This window comes from Melissospora conviva, from assembly GCF_049523535.1.
Classification (GTDB): domain Bacteria; phylum Actinomycetota; class Actinomycetes; order Mycobacteriales; family Micromonosporaceae; genus Melissospora; species Melissospora conviva.
This window is the reverse complement of the sequence record NZ_JBLLDT010000006.1, coordinates 92,212-108,946: the sequence shown is the minus strand read 5'-3', so window position 1 is coordinate 108,946 and position 16,735 is coordinate 92,212. Positions and strand designations below refer to the sequence as shown.

The 16,735-nt window shown below is 73.1% G+C and carries 14 protein-coding genes; 8 read left to right on the top strand and 6 right to left on the bottom strand.

Features of this window, described 5'->3' with window-relative positions:
* Positions 1 to 46 precede the first annotated feature (46 nt).
* Entirely contained in the window at positions 47 to 1,387 is a 1,341-nt protein-coding gene (locus ACK8GG_RS15470; protein WP_440355108.1) for a Coenzyme F420 hydrogenase/dehydrogenase, beta subunit C-terminal domain, read from the bottom strand.
* A complete protein-coding gene (locus tag ACK8GG_RS15465) occupies positions 1,387 to 2,757 on the bottom strand; it encodes a polysaccharide pyruvyl transferase family protein (protein WP_440356644.1) in 1,371 nt (456 codons plus the stop codon). The genes ACK8GG_RS15470 and ACK8GG_RS15465 overlap by 1 nt, the downstream gene beginning before the upstream one ends.
* Positions 2,758 to 3,013: 256 nt before the next feature.
* On the opposite strand from ACK8GG_RS15465, the gene ACK8GG_RS15460 reads away from it, so the two are divergent.
* The 7 genes from ACK8GG_RS15460 (at position 3,014) to ACK8GG_RS15430 (ending at position 11,313) form a co-directional block, all read left to right on the top strand.
* A complete protein-coding gene (locus ACK8GG_RS15460; protein ID WP_440355106.1) occupies positions 3,014 to 4,564 on the top strand; it encodes a lipopolysaccharide biosynthesis protein in 1,551 nt (516 codons plus the stop codon).
* A 397-nt stretch (positions 4,565 to 4,961) separates the two neighbouring features.
* Entirely contained in the window at positions 4,962 to 6,200 is a 1,239-nt protein-coding gene (locus ACK8GG_RS15455) for a glycosyltransferase family 4 protein (RefSeq protein ID WP_440356643.1), read from the top strand.
* 41 nt (positions 6,201 to 6,241) lie between these two features.
* Positions 6,242 to 7,081, top strand: coding sequence for a hypothetical protein (locus tag ACK8GG_RS15450; protein ID WP_440356642.1), 840 nt, complete (start codon positions 6,242 to 6,244; stop codon positions 7,079 to 7,081).
* A gap of 30 nt (positions 7,082 to 7,111) precedes the next feature.
* A complete protein-coding gene (locus ACK8GG_RS15445) occupies positions 7,112 to 8,464 on the top strand; it encodes an O-antigen ligase family protein (protein WP_440356641.1) in 1,353 nt (450 codons plus the stop codon).
* Positions 8,461 to 9,297 (top strand): glycosyltransferase family 2 protein, encoded by an 837-nt coding sequence (locus tag ACK8GG_RS15440; RefSeq protein ID WP_440355102.1) that lies wholly within the window; start codon positions 8,461 to 8,463, stop codon positions 9,295 to 9,297. Before ACK8GG_RS15445 ends, ACK8GG_RS15440 begins: the two co-directional genes overlap by 4 nt.
* Positions 9,294 to 10,157 carry a glycosyltransferase gene (locus ACK8GG_RS15435; RefSeq protein WP_440355101.1) on the top strand — a complete coding sequence of 288 codons (864 nt, stop codon included), beginning with the start codon at positions 9,294 to 9,296 and terminating at the stop codon, positions 10,155 to 10,157. Before ACK8GG_RS15440 ends, ACK8GG_RS15435 begins: the two co-directional genes overlap by 4 nt.
* A gap of 52 nt (positions 10,158 to 10,209) precedes the next feature.
* The gene (locus tag ACK8GG_RS15430) at positions 10,210 to 11,313 is read left to right on the top strand and encodes a glycosyltransferase family 2 protein (protein WP_440356640.1); all 1,104 of its coding nucleotides are present in this window, start codon (positions 10,210 to 10,212) and stop codon (positions 11,311 to 11,313) included.
* 21 nt (positions 11,314 to 11,334) lie between these two features.
* Here ACK8GG_RS15430 and ACK8GG_RS15425 read toward each other — a convergent pair whose 3' ends face one another.
* From ACK8GG_RS15425 to ACK8GG_RS15410, 4 genes are all read right to left on the bottom strand, one after another.
* Positions 11,335 to 12,144 carry an alpha/beta hydrolase gene (locus ACK8GG_RS15425; RefSeq protein ID WP_440351640.1) on the bottom strand — a complete coding sequence of 270 codons (810 nt, stop codon included), beginning with the start codon at positions 12,142 to 12,144 and terminating at the stop codon, positions 11,335 to 11,337.
* 67 nt (positions 12,145 to 12,211) lie between these two features.
* Positions 12,212 to 12,535: an Rv1322 family protein gene (locus ACK8GG_RS15420; protein ID WP_440351641.1), complete on the bottom strand. Its 324-nt coding sequence runs from the start codon at positions 12,533 to 12,535 to the stop codon at positions 12,212 to 12,214.
* Between the two features lie 74 nt (positions 12,536 to 12,609).
* Entirely contained in the window at positions 12,610 to 14,397 is a 1,788-nt protein-coding gene (locus tag ACK8GG_RS15415) for a 3-hydroxyacyl-CoA dehydrogenase family protein (protein ID WP_440356639.1), read from the bottom strand.
* Positions 14,398 to 14,571: 174 nt separating this feature from the next.
* Positions 14,572 to 15,063, bottom strand: a complete 492-nt coding sequence (locus ACK8GG_RS15410; RefSeq protein WP_440356638.1) for an FHA domain-containing protein — start codon at positions 15,061 to 15,063, stop codon at positions 14,572 to 14,574.
* A gap of 172 nt (positions 15,064 to 15,235) precedes the next feature.
* Between ACK8GG_RS15410 and ACK8GG_RS15405 the strand changes: the two genes are divergently transcribed.
* The gene (locus tag ACK8GG_RS15405) at positions 15,236 to 16,732 is read left to right on the top strand and encodes an aldehyde dehydrogenase family protein (RefSeq protein WP_440356637.1); all 1,497 of its coding nucleotides are present in this window, start codon (positions 15,236 to 15,238) and stop codon (positions 16,730 to 16,732) included.
* The last annotated feature ends 3 nt before the right edge of the window (positions 16,733 to 16,735 follow it).

Here is a 16,735-nt window from a genome sequence, read left to right as displayed (position 1 = left end):
GTCGGCCGGGTCCGGCGTCGGGCGCCGCCGGACCCCGGCACGTCTGCTAGCCCTCGCGTCCGCCCACCGGATCAGTTGCACGCTGCTGCGGCCCGACGGCCGGATCGGCCGCACGCTGCCGCGGATGGTCCGGCGCCGTGAGCTCCAATGGGCGGCGCAGGCCGCGCTGCCGTACCCGGCGCAGGGTACCGACGGTGGAGCGGGCCTTCTCCCGGACGGACAGGCGCCGCCACCAGATCGCCGCCATCGGCATGCGGCGCAGCCGCGGCGCCATCAGCCCGGCGAGCCGCAGCGTGCCGATACGGCCCCAGACCGCCCCGCGGGCCCGCAGCAGATTCGGCTGGGAGGCCGGCAGCACCCCCGGCGCGGCGGGCTCCAGCACGAGGTACCCGGCGGCGATGGCGGCCTGCACCAGGCGGGCCCCCCGTTCGGTACGGGCCAGCACCAGGGACCGGCCCGGGTCGTCCCCGGTCGGCCGGTACCAGGGATCTCCCACCGAGACGTCGGCGAACTCTCCGGTGTGGTCGGCGCAGAGGTGACACCGCCACTGCCGGTGCCGCTGGAGCACCTCGCCCCAGGACTGCTCGTAGCTCAGCCGCCGGTGCCAGCCGGCCCGGTCCTCGCGGGTCCGCGCGCGGGCGTCTCCCGGCCAGCCCTGCCCCCGGTAGTGCACCGACTCCAGCCGCTGCGGGTCGGTGACCCCCATCCGGCGCAGCATCTCCAGGGTGCCTGCGGTGCTCGGCGTACCGGCGCAGAAGACCGCGATCGTGAGCCCGACCCGCCGGTCCAGCTCGGGGCGGACCCGCCGGGCCATCCGTACCGCCGCCACGTCGCAGGGCTTGCCGATGAAGACCGACGGCCGCGGCTCCGACTCGATCAGGTCGAGTCGTTCGCAGGGGCTGGCCGGGGCGTAGCGGGATCCCGCGGCCGCGAGCAGCTCGTCGCGGCTACGGGAGAAGCGGGGCTCGTTGAGGTACGGGACGTCGGCGCGGGGACCGATGTGCAGGGTGCCGGCCATCTCCTCCCGCTCCAGGCAGAAGGCCGCGAGCGCGGTCGCCACTCCCCCGCTTGAGCCGGCGTAGCGGATCTGCGGATCGGCGGCGTACCCCTCCCAGAGGGCACGGACGGGTCCCCAGGCGGCGTGCAGTTCACCGATCTCGCCGGGCGCCGGACGGGCCCGGTCGTGTGCCAGTCCGGCGCCGGGGCAGCAGTCGAGTGCCGCCCCGGCGCCGGCGCCGGGCCCGACCGGGCGCAGCGGGATGGGCCGGCGGCCCTCGTCGGGCACGTCGACCATTCCTACGTCCTGGGGCGCGAGATAGGCGCAGACCCCGCAGCCGGTGCAGAGGCGGTGGGCGGCGACCTCGTGGACGCTGTGCGGGCGGGGCATCAGGAGACCACCCGCTGCCGCGGCGGCGCGGCTGCCTCGCCTCGGACACAGGTGAGGATCTCGTCCATCTGCTCGCCGGCGCGGCGCAGCATCTCCGGCACCCGGGCGGTGAGTTCCGCGCGGGCCCGCGCCCGCCCGGTCCAGGAGCTCCAGAGCAGCTCGTCGACCTCGGCGTCGCCCAGGCGCCGGGCGTCGGCCACGTGCCCCTGCTGCCCCACCCCGGCGAAGACACCCCGTGCCTTGTCGCTGTAGGCGAGGACCGCCGAGGGCACCGTCGAGGAGAGCGCCGCGATGGTGGCGTGCATCCGGGCCCCGCAGAACCAGTCCGTACGGGCGATCGCCCACTTCGTCTGATGCTGGTCGAGCCCTTCGGGGAGCCGGAGCACCCGGTCGGGGTGGCGGGCGGCGAGGGTGTCGGCGAGCCAGCGGGCCGCCGCGACGTCGTCGTCGGCCTCGCCCGGGGTGTGTACGTGCGGCACGATGAGCAGCCGCGCGTCGGACTCGGCGAGCAGTCGTTCCCCCAGCCGCAGCAGGACCCGGCCCCCGTCGGTTGCCAGACCGAACCCGGCGGCGTGGGCGGGGCGCGTCAGCAGCCCGCTGATGTTGATTCCCGCGACCGGCCCGGGCGCGGCCGCGAACCACTCCGCGAGCAGGTCGCGGAGGGCCTCGTCGGGCTCCCGGGGCTCCAGCGCGAAGGCCACGTCCACGCCGAGCCGGTGCCGGGCCGGGTCGGCGTCGTCGCCGAGCAGCTCCAGCATCGCCTGGTACGAGTCGGCGTCCCGGGCCCACGCCATGGCGGCGGCCCGGAGCAGCCCTGCCGCCTGCGCCCGCAGCTTCGGCGAGCGGAACGGCCCGTACGTCTGCGGCAGCAGCACCAGCGGGCGGCGGCGCAGCACGGCGAGGCGTTTCGGCCAGGCCACGGTGTGGAACCTGTGCTCCCCGTAGAGGTCGCTGAAGCTGTCCCCGCCGCTGATGTCGAAGACCGCGTCGGCGGCGTCGATCCGGGCCAGGCCGGGGTTGCCGAGCCCGCCCAGCGCCGCCGACAGGCGCATGTTCAGGTACGACTCGCGGCGGTGCAGCCGGCGGGAGTTGCGCACGCCGCAGAGCTCGATCGGCACCCATCGGCCGGCGACGAGCACTTCGCCGGCGCGCTGTCCCCAGCCCTCGTCGAAGACGGTGAGCCGGCAGTCGGGTTCCCGTTTGATCAGCTCGGCGGCGGCCGCCGCGCGCAGCGCGCCGACGCCGAGGTTGCGGTGGCCGGCGGCGACGCCGAAGAGGCAGACCGTCGGGGTAACGGGGCCGTCCCCGAACGCCGCAGCTCGATCACCGCTTCCGCGCCGGGGTGTGCTTCGGCGCAGTGTTCGCGGCACTCCGTCCCGGATGACCGGGCCAGGCCCGGGAACGTCTCGTCGTACCACCAGTCGCGTCCTTTCCGAAAGGGAGAGCAGGCCAGGCCGAGCGGCCGCGGCCCCTCAGCCGTCCATCTCACCGGTCGACAGTTTCGCCAGGTCCGCGAGCGCAGGTCCCGAGTACGCGCCCTCTGGGTGAAACGGAATTCGCCGCAGATGGATTCGGTGGACAGCGGTACAACGTGAAAAGTCGGGCGCGGGCGGCTGTCCTGCGTGCGTGTCGGTCGTTGATCCCGTCGTGCAGTCATCTCCCCCGCGCAACCAGGTGCGCAGCGCCATCGGCTGGTCGTACCTGCTGACGACCGGTCGGCTCGTCTCGGCCGTGGTGGTCACCTTCGTGCTGGCACTGCTGCTCGGGCCGCGGGAGTTCGGCCTGATCGCGATGGCGCTGGTCTTCATCACGGTGGTGCAGACCCTCATCCAGCAGGGTCTGGTCTCGGCGATCGTGCAGCGTGACCAGCTCGACGCCCGGCATCTGGACGCCGCCTTCCGGGCGCTGCTACTGGCCGGCACGGTCTTCGGGCTGCTCACCGCCGCAGCGAGCCCGCTCTGGGCGCTGATGAACCGGGCCCCGGAGCTGACCGCGGTCTGTCTGGCCCTGGCCCCGCTGGTGCCGATCCAGGCGCTGGTCGTAGTGCCGGAGGCGGTGCTGCGGCGGGAGTTGCAGTTCCGGTCGATCGCGCTGCGCACCCTCGCCGCGGCGCTGATCAGTGGCGCGGTCGGCATCGGACTGGCGCTCGCCGGGGCGGGGATCTGGGCGCTGGTGGCCCAGCAACTGGTCAACGGGGCCATCGGGCTGGTGGTGGTCTGGCTGGTCTGCCCGTGGCGACCCAGCCGAAAGCCGGCCCCGGGTGCTCTCCGCCAGTTGTGGGCATTTTCGGCCCACTCCGCGAACGCCGGGATCGGCACTCTGCTCAGCAACCGGGCCGACATCATCGTCGCCGGACTCTTCTTCGGCCCGGCCGCGACCGGCATCTACCGGCTCGCCGCCCGCCTGCCGGACGTCCTGGTCGAAGCCACGGTCCGCTCGTTGCAGCAGGTAGCGCTCCCGTCGCTGTCACGGTTGCAGGGCGATCGCGAAGCATTCGCCGCGCACCTGGCCCGGCTGCAGCACTTCGGCGCGGCGCTCGGGTTGCCGGCACTCGGGGTCCTCGCGGCCACCGCGACCCCGCTGGTCGCGGTGCTCGGTCCGCAGTGGAGCGGAACCCAGACACCGATGCGGCTGCTCTGTCTGTACGCCGCGGCCAACGTCTACCGGGTGCTGCTGGGGCCGGCCCTGCAGGCGATCGGCCGGCCGGCCCGGTTGGCCGCGGTGACCTGGGCCGGAGGGCTGCTCGGGGTCGCCACGCTGGTGGCGCTCGGGGTGGCGTTCACCGGCGCCGCACCGGTGCGGCAGGCGAGCATGATCGCGCTGGGGGGAATCGCCGTCCAGTTCACGGTCAGCGTCTTCACCGTCTGGCTGACCGTACGGCGCACCGTGGGCGCACCGCTGCGTGGTTTCCTGGCCCCGACCGTTCCTGCGGTGCTCGCCGGTCTCGTCGCCGGGCTGGTGGTACCGGCGATGGCCGCCCGGCTGTCGGTGGAGCGGCTGGTGCCGTTGGCCCAGTTGGTGCTGCTGGCCGCCGCCGCGGCCGCCGCCGCGGCCGCTGTGCTCTGGGTGACCGACCGCCGGGTGCGGGCGCTGGTGCGGGAGCGGCTGCGTGGCGCGGAGCGGGTCCCGCTGTCGGAGCCGGGGCAGGCCGCGCCCCAGCCTGCCGGACGCCGCTGACCGGGGCGTTGCTCTCGGGCACGGGGACTCCTTCCGCTTTCCACCAAAGGCGACAGTCCCCGATCTCGGAAATTGGCGAACCATTGTCGCAAAATTGTTCTCACAATTCACCCCGGCCTCTATTACCGCAGTGCCGCACGAATTGCCAAGCCGGTGGTGCGGCGGCTCGCGTACACGGAAATTTCGCGTTTCTTAACGTCCGAAACAATAACCCCGGCGAGCGTCGGGAGGTTGAAGCCAATTGGACAGCGTCGACCCGCACGCGCCCCGCACCGGCCCACCCCGATACGCGATGCCGAGAAGATTCGGCTCGCCGGGGCGGCCGACCCGAGGGCTCGCGCGCACAGCCGGATGGAGTGCAGAGATGGCGCAACGCCGACCGCACATCGTAATCGCTGTGGTGAACCTCCCCGCCGAACGGGACCGCCGCGTCATCCGGGAGTGCCAGGCGCTGGAGTCGGCCGGCTACCGGGTGAGCGTCATCTGTCCCCGCGGGCCCCAGCGCCCCGCCACGCTGCCGGGCACCGTCGCCACCCGCATCCATTCCTTCCCCCAGCCGCTCGCCGGCAGCGGGGTGCTCTCCTTCGCGGCCGAGTTCGCCTGGGCCCTGATCGCGGTCACCGCCCGGCTGCTCGCGCTGCTGGTGCGCGACCGCGTCGACGCGGTGCAGGTCTGCAACCCGCCGGACGTCTTCTGGCCGCTGGCGCTGCTCCTGCGGGCCGCCGGGCGCCCGTTCGTCTTCGACCACCACGACCTGAGCCCCGAACTGTACGAGTGCAAGACCGACCGGCCCCGCCGCACTGTGCTGTGGATCCTGCGACTGTTCGAGAAGCTCTCCTGGCGTTGCGCCTCCGCGGTGATCTCGACGAACGAGTCGTACCGGGAACTGGCCGTCGACCGCGGCGGGTGCGCGCCGGAGCGGGTGGTGGTGGTCCGCAACGGGCCCACCCTGGCCGAGGTACGCCATGACGGCATCCCGACGCCGCGGGCCGCCGGGGAGAAGGAGCGCTTCACCGTCGTCTACCTCGGTGTGATCAACCCGCAGGACCATGTCGAGGCGGTGGTGCTCACCGCCGAACGGCTCGTGCACCTGCGGGGCCGTGACGACTGGCGGGTGGTGGTGGCCGGCGACGGCGACTCCCTGCCACGGCTGCGCGAGCTCGCCGACGAGCACGACCTGACCGACCTGGTCACCTTCACCGGCTGGCTGGAGGCCGACGAGGTCGGCGCGCTGCTGCGTACGGCGACGATCGCGGTCCAGCCCGACCCACCGACCCGGATGGCGCAGCTCTCCACCATGGCCAAGACCGTCGAGTACGTCGCCCGCGGCCTGCCCGTCGTCGCGGTGGACATGCTGGAGACCCGGCGTACCGCGGGTGGGGCCGCCCACTACGTGCCGACCGGAGACCCCGACGAACTGGCCAAGGCCATCGACCAGCTCCTCGCCGACAGTGAGACCCGCACCGACATGCAACGGGTGGCGCGGGCCCGGTTCGAGACCGAACTCGCCTGGGACCACCAGGTCAAGGCCTACCTCGCGCTCTGGCGCCGGCTGCTGCCCGGCGCCCCGTCCGCGACGACGGCGGAAAGCCCCGCACAGGAGCCGGCCCCGACCGACCGGCTCACCACCACCTGACGAACCTCCTAGCCGGCCCGGTCCGGATTGAAAGGCGACCGATGGACCTTCTCGACCTGCTGAAGCTGATGGTTCGGCGGTGGTACGTCACCGCGCCCGTACTGCTCGGCGCCCTCGCGGCGGCTCTTGTCGTCGGTGGCGCGATGCCACCGGAGTACAAGACGACCTCGGCCGTGCTCATGGTGCCGCCGACCGTCGCCCCGGTCCCCGGAGGTGACCGCGACCGGGCGCCGGGCAACCCGTGGCTGCGCGTCGGCGAGGCCCCCATGGCACAGGCCGTGCAGATTGCGCTCTCCTCGCACGAGTTCCGGCAGAAGGTGGCCGCGCAGGGCGGCGACCCGTCGTACGAGATGAAGGTGCTCAACCGCAGCGCGATCCTGACCGTCGACGTGACCAGCGACAGCGAGGCGAAGTCCCTCACCACGGTCACCGCGGTGAACCAGCTGATCCGCGACGAGGTCGAGGCCCGCCAGGCCGGCTACCCGGGCCGGCCCGGCGAGCAGATCACCACCGAGGTGCTCGACCCCGGCCTGAACATCACCAACTCGCGCTCCAGCATCCTGCGGGTCCAGATCGTGACCGTCGCGCTGGGCTTCCTGATCGCCGCGGTGCTGGCCGCGCTGGTGGACGTGATCAGCCGGTTGATCACGCGGCGCCGCAGCACCGAACGGCACCTCGCCCGCACCGCCGGCCAGGCCCCGATCGCACCGCGATCGCACGAGGACGCGCCGGAGCCGCTGGAGCCGGTCCTGGCGACAGGACGGGCGACGCTGACCCCGGCGCGGCGCGGCGCGCACAGCGGCAAGGGGCGTTCGCGTCCGGCCACGACCGCGCTGTCCACCACCCCCGCCCAGGGCGACCTGGAGCAGCCGGTCACCTGACCGGGCCGCCGACGACGACACGGAGCCGACGTGCCCACCTACCTCTCCACCCGCCGCAGCAGCACCGTCTACGACAGCACCGTGCCGACACTGCGGCCCTTCCGGGACGCCACCGGCGTCGTGGTGGTAGCGGTTCTGCTCGCCTATCTGCTCCCCACCCAGCTCGTCTTCCTGCCACTGAGTTCGCTGGGCCGCCCCGGGCTGGTGGTCGGTCTCGGGTTGCTGATCTGGTGGCTGGTGACCCGGCTGCATCCGGAGCTGGCAACCCACGGCCGTCAGCCGATGCGCTGGGCGCTGCTCGGATACGTCGCCGCCCTCGGCGCCTCCTACCTGGCCGGTCAGCTCCGGGGACTGCCGGCGCTGGAACAGAACGGCGCCGACCGGGCGATCCTCGCGACCCTGGCCGGCGGCGGCATCATGCTGGCGGTCGCCGACGGAGTGCTCAACCGGGAACGGATCGAGCGGATCCTGCGCTGGCTCTGCTGGGCTTCGTCGGGCATGGCCCTGGTCGCGCTGGGGCAGTTCGCGCTCCGGGTCGACCTCACCGTCTACATGCGGCTTCCGCCGCTGCTGGTCTTCCAGCGCGACCCGGTCGGTTTCGACGCGCGCGGCGGTGGCGGCCTGGTCCGGGTCGCCGGCACCGCCGGGCACTACATCGAGTTCAGCGTGCTGATGGTGATCGGCCTGCTGATCGCCATCCACCTGGCCCGCTTCGCCCCGACCCGCCGCAGCCGGCAGCTCTTCGGGGCGCTGGCGATGGTCCAGGCGGCGGTCATCCCGATCTCCCTGTCCCGCACCGGCGTGCTCGCCCTCGCCGCGGCGATCCTGCTGCTCCTGGTGGCCTGGCCGCTGCGGACCAGCTTCAACGTGCTCGCCCTCGGCCTGGTGCTGGCGGTGGTGATCCAGGTCGTGCGCCCCGGACTGCTCGCCACCCTGCGGGCCCTGGTGCTCGTCGGCAACCGGGACCCGAGCGTGCAGGGCCGGCTGGAGGACTACGACTACGTCCGGCCCTACTTCGAGGGACGCCCCTGGTTCGGGCGCGGCGTGGGCACCTGGCTGATCGAGCGGTATCAGCTGCTCGACAACCAGTGGCTGCTCTCGCTGGTCACCACCGGCATCGTCGGCACGGCGGCGCTCGCGCTGCTGCTGCTGACCGGCATCTTCGTCGCCGTGCGCGTACGGCTGTACAGCTCCGACGCCGCCGACCGCGACCTCGCCGTCACCCTCGCCGTGGCGATCGCCGTCGCCGGCGTCACCGCCGCCACCTTCGACGCGCTGCACTTCTCCACCTACCGGGTCGCCCTCTTCCTGCTGCTCGGACTGGTCGGAGCGCTGTGGCGGATCACCCGGGCTGCCCGGATCAACGAGAGCGGACAAACATGATCGACATTTTGATGATCACCCACAATCGGCCGGAGTACGTCCGGCTCGCCCTGCCGCACCTGCTGGAATCCTGCCCGCCGCAGGCACGGGTCTGGCTCTGGCACAACGGCACCGACGAGGAGACACTGCGGGCGGTGCTGGCCCACCGCGACCATCCCCGGCTGCACCGGTTCCACCACAGCCCGGTCAACACCGGCCTGCGTACGCCCACCAACTGGCTCTGGCAGGAGGCGACCGGCGCGTACCTGGGCAAGGTCGACGACGACTGTCTGCCGGACCCGGCGTGGCTGCGGGTGCTGCCGGCCGCCCACGCTGACAACCCCCGCTTCGGGGTGATCGGCTGCTGGCGTTTTCCGGACTCCGACGTGGACCCGGACCTGGTCGCCAAGAAGCTGGCCGACTACCCGGGCGGGCACCGGCTGATGCGCAACCACTGGATACAAGGCAGCGGCTACCTGGTCAAACGGGAGGTGCTCGACCAGCTCGGCCCGCTGCGGCCGGACGAGTCGTTCACCGCCTGGTGCCTGCGGGCGGCCCGCGCCGGCTGGGTCAACGGCTGGTACCACCCGTTCCTGCACGAGGAGCACATGGACGACCCCCGCAGCCCGCACACCATCTACCGCACCGACGCCGACCTGCTGGCCCGGCTGCCCCTCTCGGCCCGCAACACCGGCTGCCGGACGGTCGCCGACTGGACCGACCAGATGCGCCACGCCGCGCTCGTGGTGCAGCGTGCGCCGCTGGACCTGCGGGCGTACGAGGGATGGCGCTGGCGGATCCGTAACATCGGACGGCGGATCCGGCTGGGCATCGGCGCCCGGGCCCCGTGGTGAGCGCGACCGGCCCCCGGCCGCCGCTCGGGGTGGTGATCGCGGCCCACAACGAAGAGGCGGTCATCGGCCGCTGCCTGCGCCGGCTGCTCGCCGGCGCCGAACCGGGCGAGTTCGACGTGGTGGTGGTCGCCAACGGCTGCACCGACCGCACCGCCGAGGTCGCCCGCGACTTCCCCGGCGTACGCGTGATCGAGCTTGCCCAGGCGGGCAAGGCCGCCGCCCTCAACGCCGGCGACCGGGCCAGCGAGGTCTTTCCCCGGCTCTATCTGGACGCCGACGTCCTGCTCGGCACCGCGGACGCCCGGGCGCTGCGCGCCGCGCTCGTCCGCAGCGTCTGGGCGGTCACTCCGCGCCGGGTGCTCGACACCGCGGGGCGTCCCGCGCTGGTCCGCGCCTACTACGCGATCAACAGCCGGCTGCCCGCGTTCCGGGGTGCCCTCTTCGGCCGGGGCGCGGTGGCGCTGTCGCGCGCCGGGCGGGCCGGCTTCCCGGACTTCCCCGAGTTGCTCGCCGATGACCTCTTCCTGAACTCGATCTTCGACCCGAAGCAGCGCCGGGAGGTCACCGAGGCGTCCGTGGTGATCGCCACTCCGCTGCGCAGCATCGACCTGCTCCGCCGGCTGACCCGGGTCCGGGCGGCGAACGCTGCGCTGCGCGCCTACGCCCCCTGGGCCACGCCGGCCCGGCGCTTCTCCTGGCTGCGGGACGTGGTGGCGCCCGCGCCCCGGCTCTGGCCGGCCGCGCTCGTCTACCTGGGTTTCACCCTCGCCGCCGCGCTCGCCGGCCGCCGGCCCGGCGCCGCCCGGCAGTGGGCGCGCGACGAGTCCAGCCGGGCCCGGACCTCGGAGGCTGCCCGGTGAACCGTAACCGCCCGGCGCGGCGCGGTCAGCCCGCTGCCCCGGAGCCGGCCCGGTGAGCGGCTCCCCAACCCCGCAGACGGCCGCCGTGCGCCCGCTCGTCTCGGTCGTCGTCGTGTCGTACGGGACCCGGGCGCTCACCCTGCGGGCACTGCGGCTGCTGCACGATTCCCCGACCGCCGTGCCGTACGAGGTGATCGTCGTCGACAACGCCTCCGCGGACGGCTCGGCGGCGGCGGTCCGGGCCGCCTTTCCCCAGGCCCGGATGATCGAACTGGCGAACAATATCGGCTTCGGCCGGGCGGTGAACGTCGCGGCCGGCGTCGCACGGGGCGAATGGCTGCTGCTGCTCAATCCGGACACCGAACCGGTCGGTGACCCCGTCTCGGCTCTCGTCGGCTACGCCCGCGCTCATCCCCGGCACCGCGTCTACGCCGGGCGTACCCTGCGCCCCGACGGCAGGGACGACGGCCGCTCGGTCTTCGCGCTGCCGTCGCTGCACGGCAGCCTCTGCTTCGCCACCGGACTCTCCACGGTGGCGCGACGCTGGTCCTGGTCGAACCCGGAGGAGCTGCCCCGGCTGAACCGGCGGGAGCCGGCCGTGGTGCCCGCCGCCTCGGGCTGCCTGCTGCTGATCGAACACCGCCTCTTCGACGCCCTTGGCGGCTTCACGCCGGACTACTTCATGTACAGCGAGGACGCGGATTTCTGTGCCCGCGCGGCGCGGCTCGGGGCGACGCCGGCGCTCGTCCCCGACGCCCGGGTACGGCACCGTGGCGGCGCCGCCTCCACCGGCACCGGAAAGCTGCTGATGCTGCTGCGCGGCAAGGCCACCTATCTGCGGCTGCGGTGGCCGGCCCGGCGGGCACGGACCGGACGGGCTCTGCTCCTGGCGGGGGTCGCCCTGCGGGCGGCGCTGCCGGCGGGGTCCAGCCGGGCACCGTGGCGCACCGCCTGGCAGCGCCGCCACGACTGGCTGGCCGGCTGGCCGGCGCCGGCGGATGAGACCGGCGCGCGGACCACCACCGGCAGCGGGCTCGACGCCGCGACCAGGATCGGGCCGGACACCGCGAGTGGCGCAGGGCCGGGGACTCCGGGCCACCCCGAGACGGTGAGCGGAAGGCGGGCCGGCCGGGTCGCCGACGGGCACCCCGACTGATCGCGGGTGCCCGGCCCCGGGCTACTCCGCCGTACGCTGCTGCGGGCCCGGCACCGGCTGGTCGGCGAAGGCCGCCACCGTCCGGTCGGCGTACGCGCTGGCGTCACCGGTCTCCATCGGCCCGTCCCAGGTCGTCGGCAGCGGCACCGCCGCCTGCGGATTCACCCGGCGCACGATCTCGTCCAGCGCCGTCTCGGCGTCGCCGACCCAGAGGTGCTTGGCGCCGGGCACGCCGACCACCTCCGCCTGCCCGATGGCGGCGAACCGGCGCCGGGCCTCCTCCGGCCGCAGGTAGTCGTCGAACTCGGGGACCAGCGCGGTGACCGGCTTACCGCTTTCGGCCCAGACCGCCAGATCTTCGGGGCTGGAGTAGCGCAGCGGCGGGGAGAGCAGGATCGCCCCGGCCACCGCCGGGTCGCAGCCGTAGCGCAGCGTCAGGTCGGTGCCGAAGGACCAGCCGACCAGCCAGCGGTTGGGCAGGTCGTGGAACTCGGCGTACTCGATCGCCGCCGCCACGTCGTACCGCTCCCCGACGGCGTTGTCGAAGCTGCCCTCGCTGGTGCCGCGCACGCTGCTGGTGCCGCGGGTGTTGAAGCGCAGCACCGCGAGGTCGGCGAGCGCCGGCAGGCGCCAGGCCGCCTTGCGGAAGAGGTGGCTGTCCATCATGCCGCCGTGGGTGGGCAGCGGGTGCAGGCAGATGAGGGTGCCGGCCGGTTCCCGGTCGAGGGGGCGGGCCAGCTCGCCGACCAGCCGCAGGCCGTCGGCGGTGTGCAACTCGATCTCCTCGCGATGGGCGGGCAGGATCGACGCGGCGCGGATGGGTGTGCTCACCGTTACAGTCTCGCCCGGCGGCGGCGTCCGCGCAGAGCGGGTCGCCGACAGGGTGACCGAGATCGCGTCAGCCGTAGCGGGGGGCGCCGTGGCCGCGGTGCGGGTTCGGGCCGCGCCGGTCGCGGGCGCGCCAGCAGCCGGAGTGCCAGTGCCGCCGGTCGCTCAGGTCGCCCCGCCCGTCGGACGGCCAGGCGACCACGTGCGCGGTGCCGGGCCGGATCTCCTGGTCACACCCCGGACAGCGGTACGTCTTGGCGGACGCGCCGCCGGCGATGCCACGCACCTGCCAGTCACCGTCACGCCAGGACTGCACGGAGCCGACACCCTGCCGGAGGCGGCCCTCGTCCAGCTCTGCGTCGTCTCGGCGGGGACGGTTGCGGCGGGGGCTCATGGTCGTTCAAGCGTACGGGTGCCGGCCGGCCGTGGCCGACCGGCACCGGGCGCTCGGGTGGTGATCCGGGCCGCTCAGCGCTTGGTGTAGTCGCGGAAGCCCCGGCCGGTCTTGCGGCCCAGGTAGCCGGCGGTGACCAGGTGCTCCAGCAGCGGCGCCGGGGCGAAGCCGGGCTCACGCAGCTCCAGGTAGAGCTCCCGGGTGATGGCGAGCGAGACGTCCAGGCCGACCACGTCCAGCAGCTCGAAGGGGCCCATCGGGTAGCCGCAGCCGAGCTTCATCGCGTGGTCGATGTCGTCGGCGGTGGCGTAGTTCGCCTCGAGCATCTTCACCGCGTCGTTGAGGTACGGGAAGAGCAGCGCGTTCACGATGAAGCCGGACCGGTCGGTGCAGCTGACGCCGACCTTGCGCAGCGCGGCGGTGACGGCGCGGGCGGTGGCGGCGGTCTCGGCGGAGGTACGGATCGTCTCCACGATCTCCACCAGCGGCATCACCTGCGCCGGGTTGAAGAAGTGCAGACCCACCACGTCGGCCGGACGCTGGGTGGCCATGGCCACCTCGACCACCGGCAGCGAGCTGGTGGTGGTGGCGAGCACGACGCCCGGCTTGCAGATCTCGTCGAAGTTGGCGAAGAGCGCCTTCTTGACGCTGAGCTCCTCCACCACGGCCTCGACGACGAGGTCCACGTCGGCGAGGTCCTCGAGGTTCGCCGAGGAGGTGACGCGGGCCAGCGCCGCGTCCCGGTCGGGCTCGCTGAGCTTGCCCCGGGCAACGCCCTTGTTGAGGGAGTTCTCGATCGCCGCGCGCACGCGGGCGGACTTCTCGGCGCCCCGGGTCACCGAGACGACCTCGTAGCCGGCCTTGGCGAAGACCTCGACGATGCCGGTGGCCATGGTGCCGGAGCCGACCACGCCGACCTTGGCGATGCCACGGGCCGCGTCGGCGGAGGCGCTGTCGGCGACCGGGGTCTGCTCGTCGGCCACGATCACCGGGGAGCCGGGCTTCTCGTAGGTGTAGAAGCCGCGGCCGGACTTGCGGCCGAGCAGACCGGCGGTGACCATCTGCTTGATCAGGGGCACCGGCGCGTGGCGGCGGTCGCGCCCACCCCGCCGGTACATGGTGTCGAGGATCTCGTACGCGGTGTCCAGGCCGATCAGGTCCATCAGCGCGAGCGGGCCCATCGGCAGGCCGCAGCCGTACTTCATGGCCGCGTCGATGTCCTCGCGGGTGGCGTAGCGGGACTCGAGCATCTGCACGGCGTGGTTGAGGTAGCCGAAGAGCAGCGCGTTGGCGATGAAGCCGGCCCGGTCGCTGATGGTCACGTCGGTCTTGCCCAGCTGCGCGCAGAGCGCCTCGACGTCGGTGATCACGTCGGGGGCGGTGACCACGGTGCGGACCACCTCGACGAGCTTCATCACCGGGGCGGGGTTGAAGAAGTGCAGGCCGACGACCTGGTTGGGGCGGCCGGTCGCCACCGAGATCTCGGTGACGCTCAACGAGGAGGTGTTGGTGGCCAGGATCGCCTCGGGCTTACAGACCCGGTCCAGCTCGGCGAAGATCCGCTGCTTGAGTTCGAGCTGCTCGGGGACGGCCTCGATGACCAGGTCGACGGCGTCCAGCCGCTCCAGGCCGACGACGAAGTTGATCCGCGCCAGCAGGGCGTCGCGGTCGGCCTCGGTCAGCTTGCCCTTGGCGACGGCCCGGTCGGTGGAGCCGATGATCTTCTGCCGGCCGCGCTCGACCGCGTCCTCGGAGATGTCCGAGGCGAGGACGTTGTGCCCGTAGCGGGCGAAGACCTCGACGATGCCGGCACCCATGGTGCCGAGCCCCACCACAGCGACACTGGTGAATTCGCGTGCCACGACGCCCTCCCCCTCGCGAACAGGCCGATCCCACGATCTGGTTTATGCGCGCGAGTCTGCCACGTAACGGTGAGTTGTCGAGATGCCGTGGGATTTGTCACGACAGGACGGGCAACCGGGCCGGTACGCCTGCGAAAGGCCCAATTGCCGCAGCACCCGGCCATCTCCGGCGTCTCAGTGGTCGGCGGCCGGCACCGGTTCGTCGATGGGCGCGGTGACCGAGCGGTCGGTGTGCACGGGAGCGGGGGTACGCACCTGCGGGATGCCGGCACCACCGGGCACCAGCACGCGCCGGTGCAGCGTACGGCTGAGCAGCGGCAGGTTGCGGAAGTCGTTGACCGGCACGGTGTCCGCGGCGGCGGGGTCGCAGTAGCGCACCTCGACCAGGCCCAGCCGGATGCGGTCGCCGTCGGCGAGCCGGGTCTCGGCGCCGACCGGCTGCCCGTTGCACCACGTTCCGTTGGTCGAGCCGAGGTCGACCAGGAATGCCTCCTGCGGGGCGAGCCGGATTGCGGCGTGCCGCCGGCTGATCCGGTGGTCGTCGATGAGGACGGTCGCCTCGGGACCACGCCCGATCACGTGGGTCCCGAGCGGCAGCCGCAATCGCGTGCCGCGCATCGCGCCGGTGAGCACGGTGAGCGAAGGTGTCAGCAGCGCGTCGTCCATCCGCAGAGCCCTCCGTCGGGTGTGGAGCACGCCACCGACGTCCGGTGACCACTCCGACCCGAAGAGTAGTTGTGCCGCGAGTCGGCGCGCTGCCGCGAAACGCAGCGATGCCCGTAAAATTCCGGACACGCAGAGTCTTACCCGTCAGTAACAGCGGGATTACACTCCCGTTATGACTGCCGTTCACCTCCCCGGCACGCCGGTCGTCGAGCGTGGCGAATTGATCTCGACAAATCCCGCCGGCGGGCAGGAGGTCGGCCGCTTTCCGGTCGCCGGCCCCGCAGAGGTCGGCCAGGCCCTCACGCGGGCGCACGCCACCGCTGACTGGTGGGCCGCACTCGGCCACGCCGGCCGCCGGCAGTACCTGCTGAAGTGGCGCTCACTGCTCGCCACGCGCATCGACGAGCTGGCCGGACTCTGCCACGCCGAGGGCGGCAAGCCGGTGGCGGACGCGACGATCGAGATCGTCTCGGCCATCGAGCACGTCGACTGGGCGGCGCGCAACGCCCGCCGGGTGCTCGGACCGCGCCGGGTGCGTTCGCGGATGCTCGTCGCCGAGTTCTCCGCCCACCTCGAATACCAGCCGTACGGCGTCGTCGGCGTCATCGGCCCCTGGAACTACCCGGTGCTCACCCCGCTCGGCTCGATGGCGTACGCGCTGGCCGCGGGGAACGTGGTGGTCTTCAAGCCCAGCGAGTACACCCCCGCGATCGGGCAGTGGCTCGTCGACACCTTCACCGAGCTCGTCGGAGGGCGGCCGGTCCTGCAGGTCGTGCACGGTCTCGGCGACACCGGCGCCGCGCTCTGCCTGGCCGGCGTCGGCAAGATCGCCTTCACCGGTTCACCCGTCACCGCCCGCAAGGTGATGGCCGAGTGCGCGCAGACCTTGACGCCGGTGCTGCTGGAGGCCGGCGGCAAGGACGCCATGATCGTCGACTCCGACGCGGACCTGGATGCCGCGGCCGAGTCCTGCGTCTGGGGAGCGTTCACCAACGCCGGGCAGACCTGCATCGGCATCGAGCGTGTCTACGCCGTCGCCGAGGTGCACGACGCCTTCGTCACCAAGGTGGTCGAGCGCGCGCAGCGCCTCTCCGTCGGCGCGGACGGCGAGATCGGTCCGATCACCATGCCGAGCCAGGTCGAGGTGATCCGGCGGCACATCGACGACGCGCTCGCCCGCGGCGGCAAGGCCCTGCTCGGCGGCCCCGAGGCGGTGCAGCCCCCGTTCGTGTCGCCGACGGTGCTGGTCGACGTGCCGGAGGACTCCGACGCCGTACGGCATGAGACCTTCGGCCCGACCCTGGTGATCAACAAGGTGCGGGACGTCGACGAGGCGGTCGAGCGCGCGAACGCGCTCCCGTACGGCCTGGGCGGTTCGGTCTTCGGCCGGCGACGGGCGATGGCGACCGCGCGGCGGCTGCGCTCCGGGATGACGGCGGTGAACTCCACCCTCTCCTTCGCCGGCATGTCCACCCTCCCCTTCGGCGGGGTCGGCGAGTCCGGTTTCGGCCGCGTCCACGGTGACGACGGGCTGCGCGAGTTCGGCCGCGCCAAGGCGATCACCCGCCGCCGGGCGCCTTCCCCGATGCCGGCGATGACCTTCGAGCGGACCCCGGCGCAGGTCGCCCGGATCGTGCGCGCCGTCAAGCTGCTGTACCGCGGACGCTGAGTG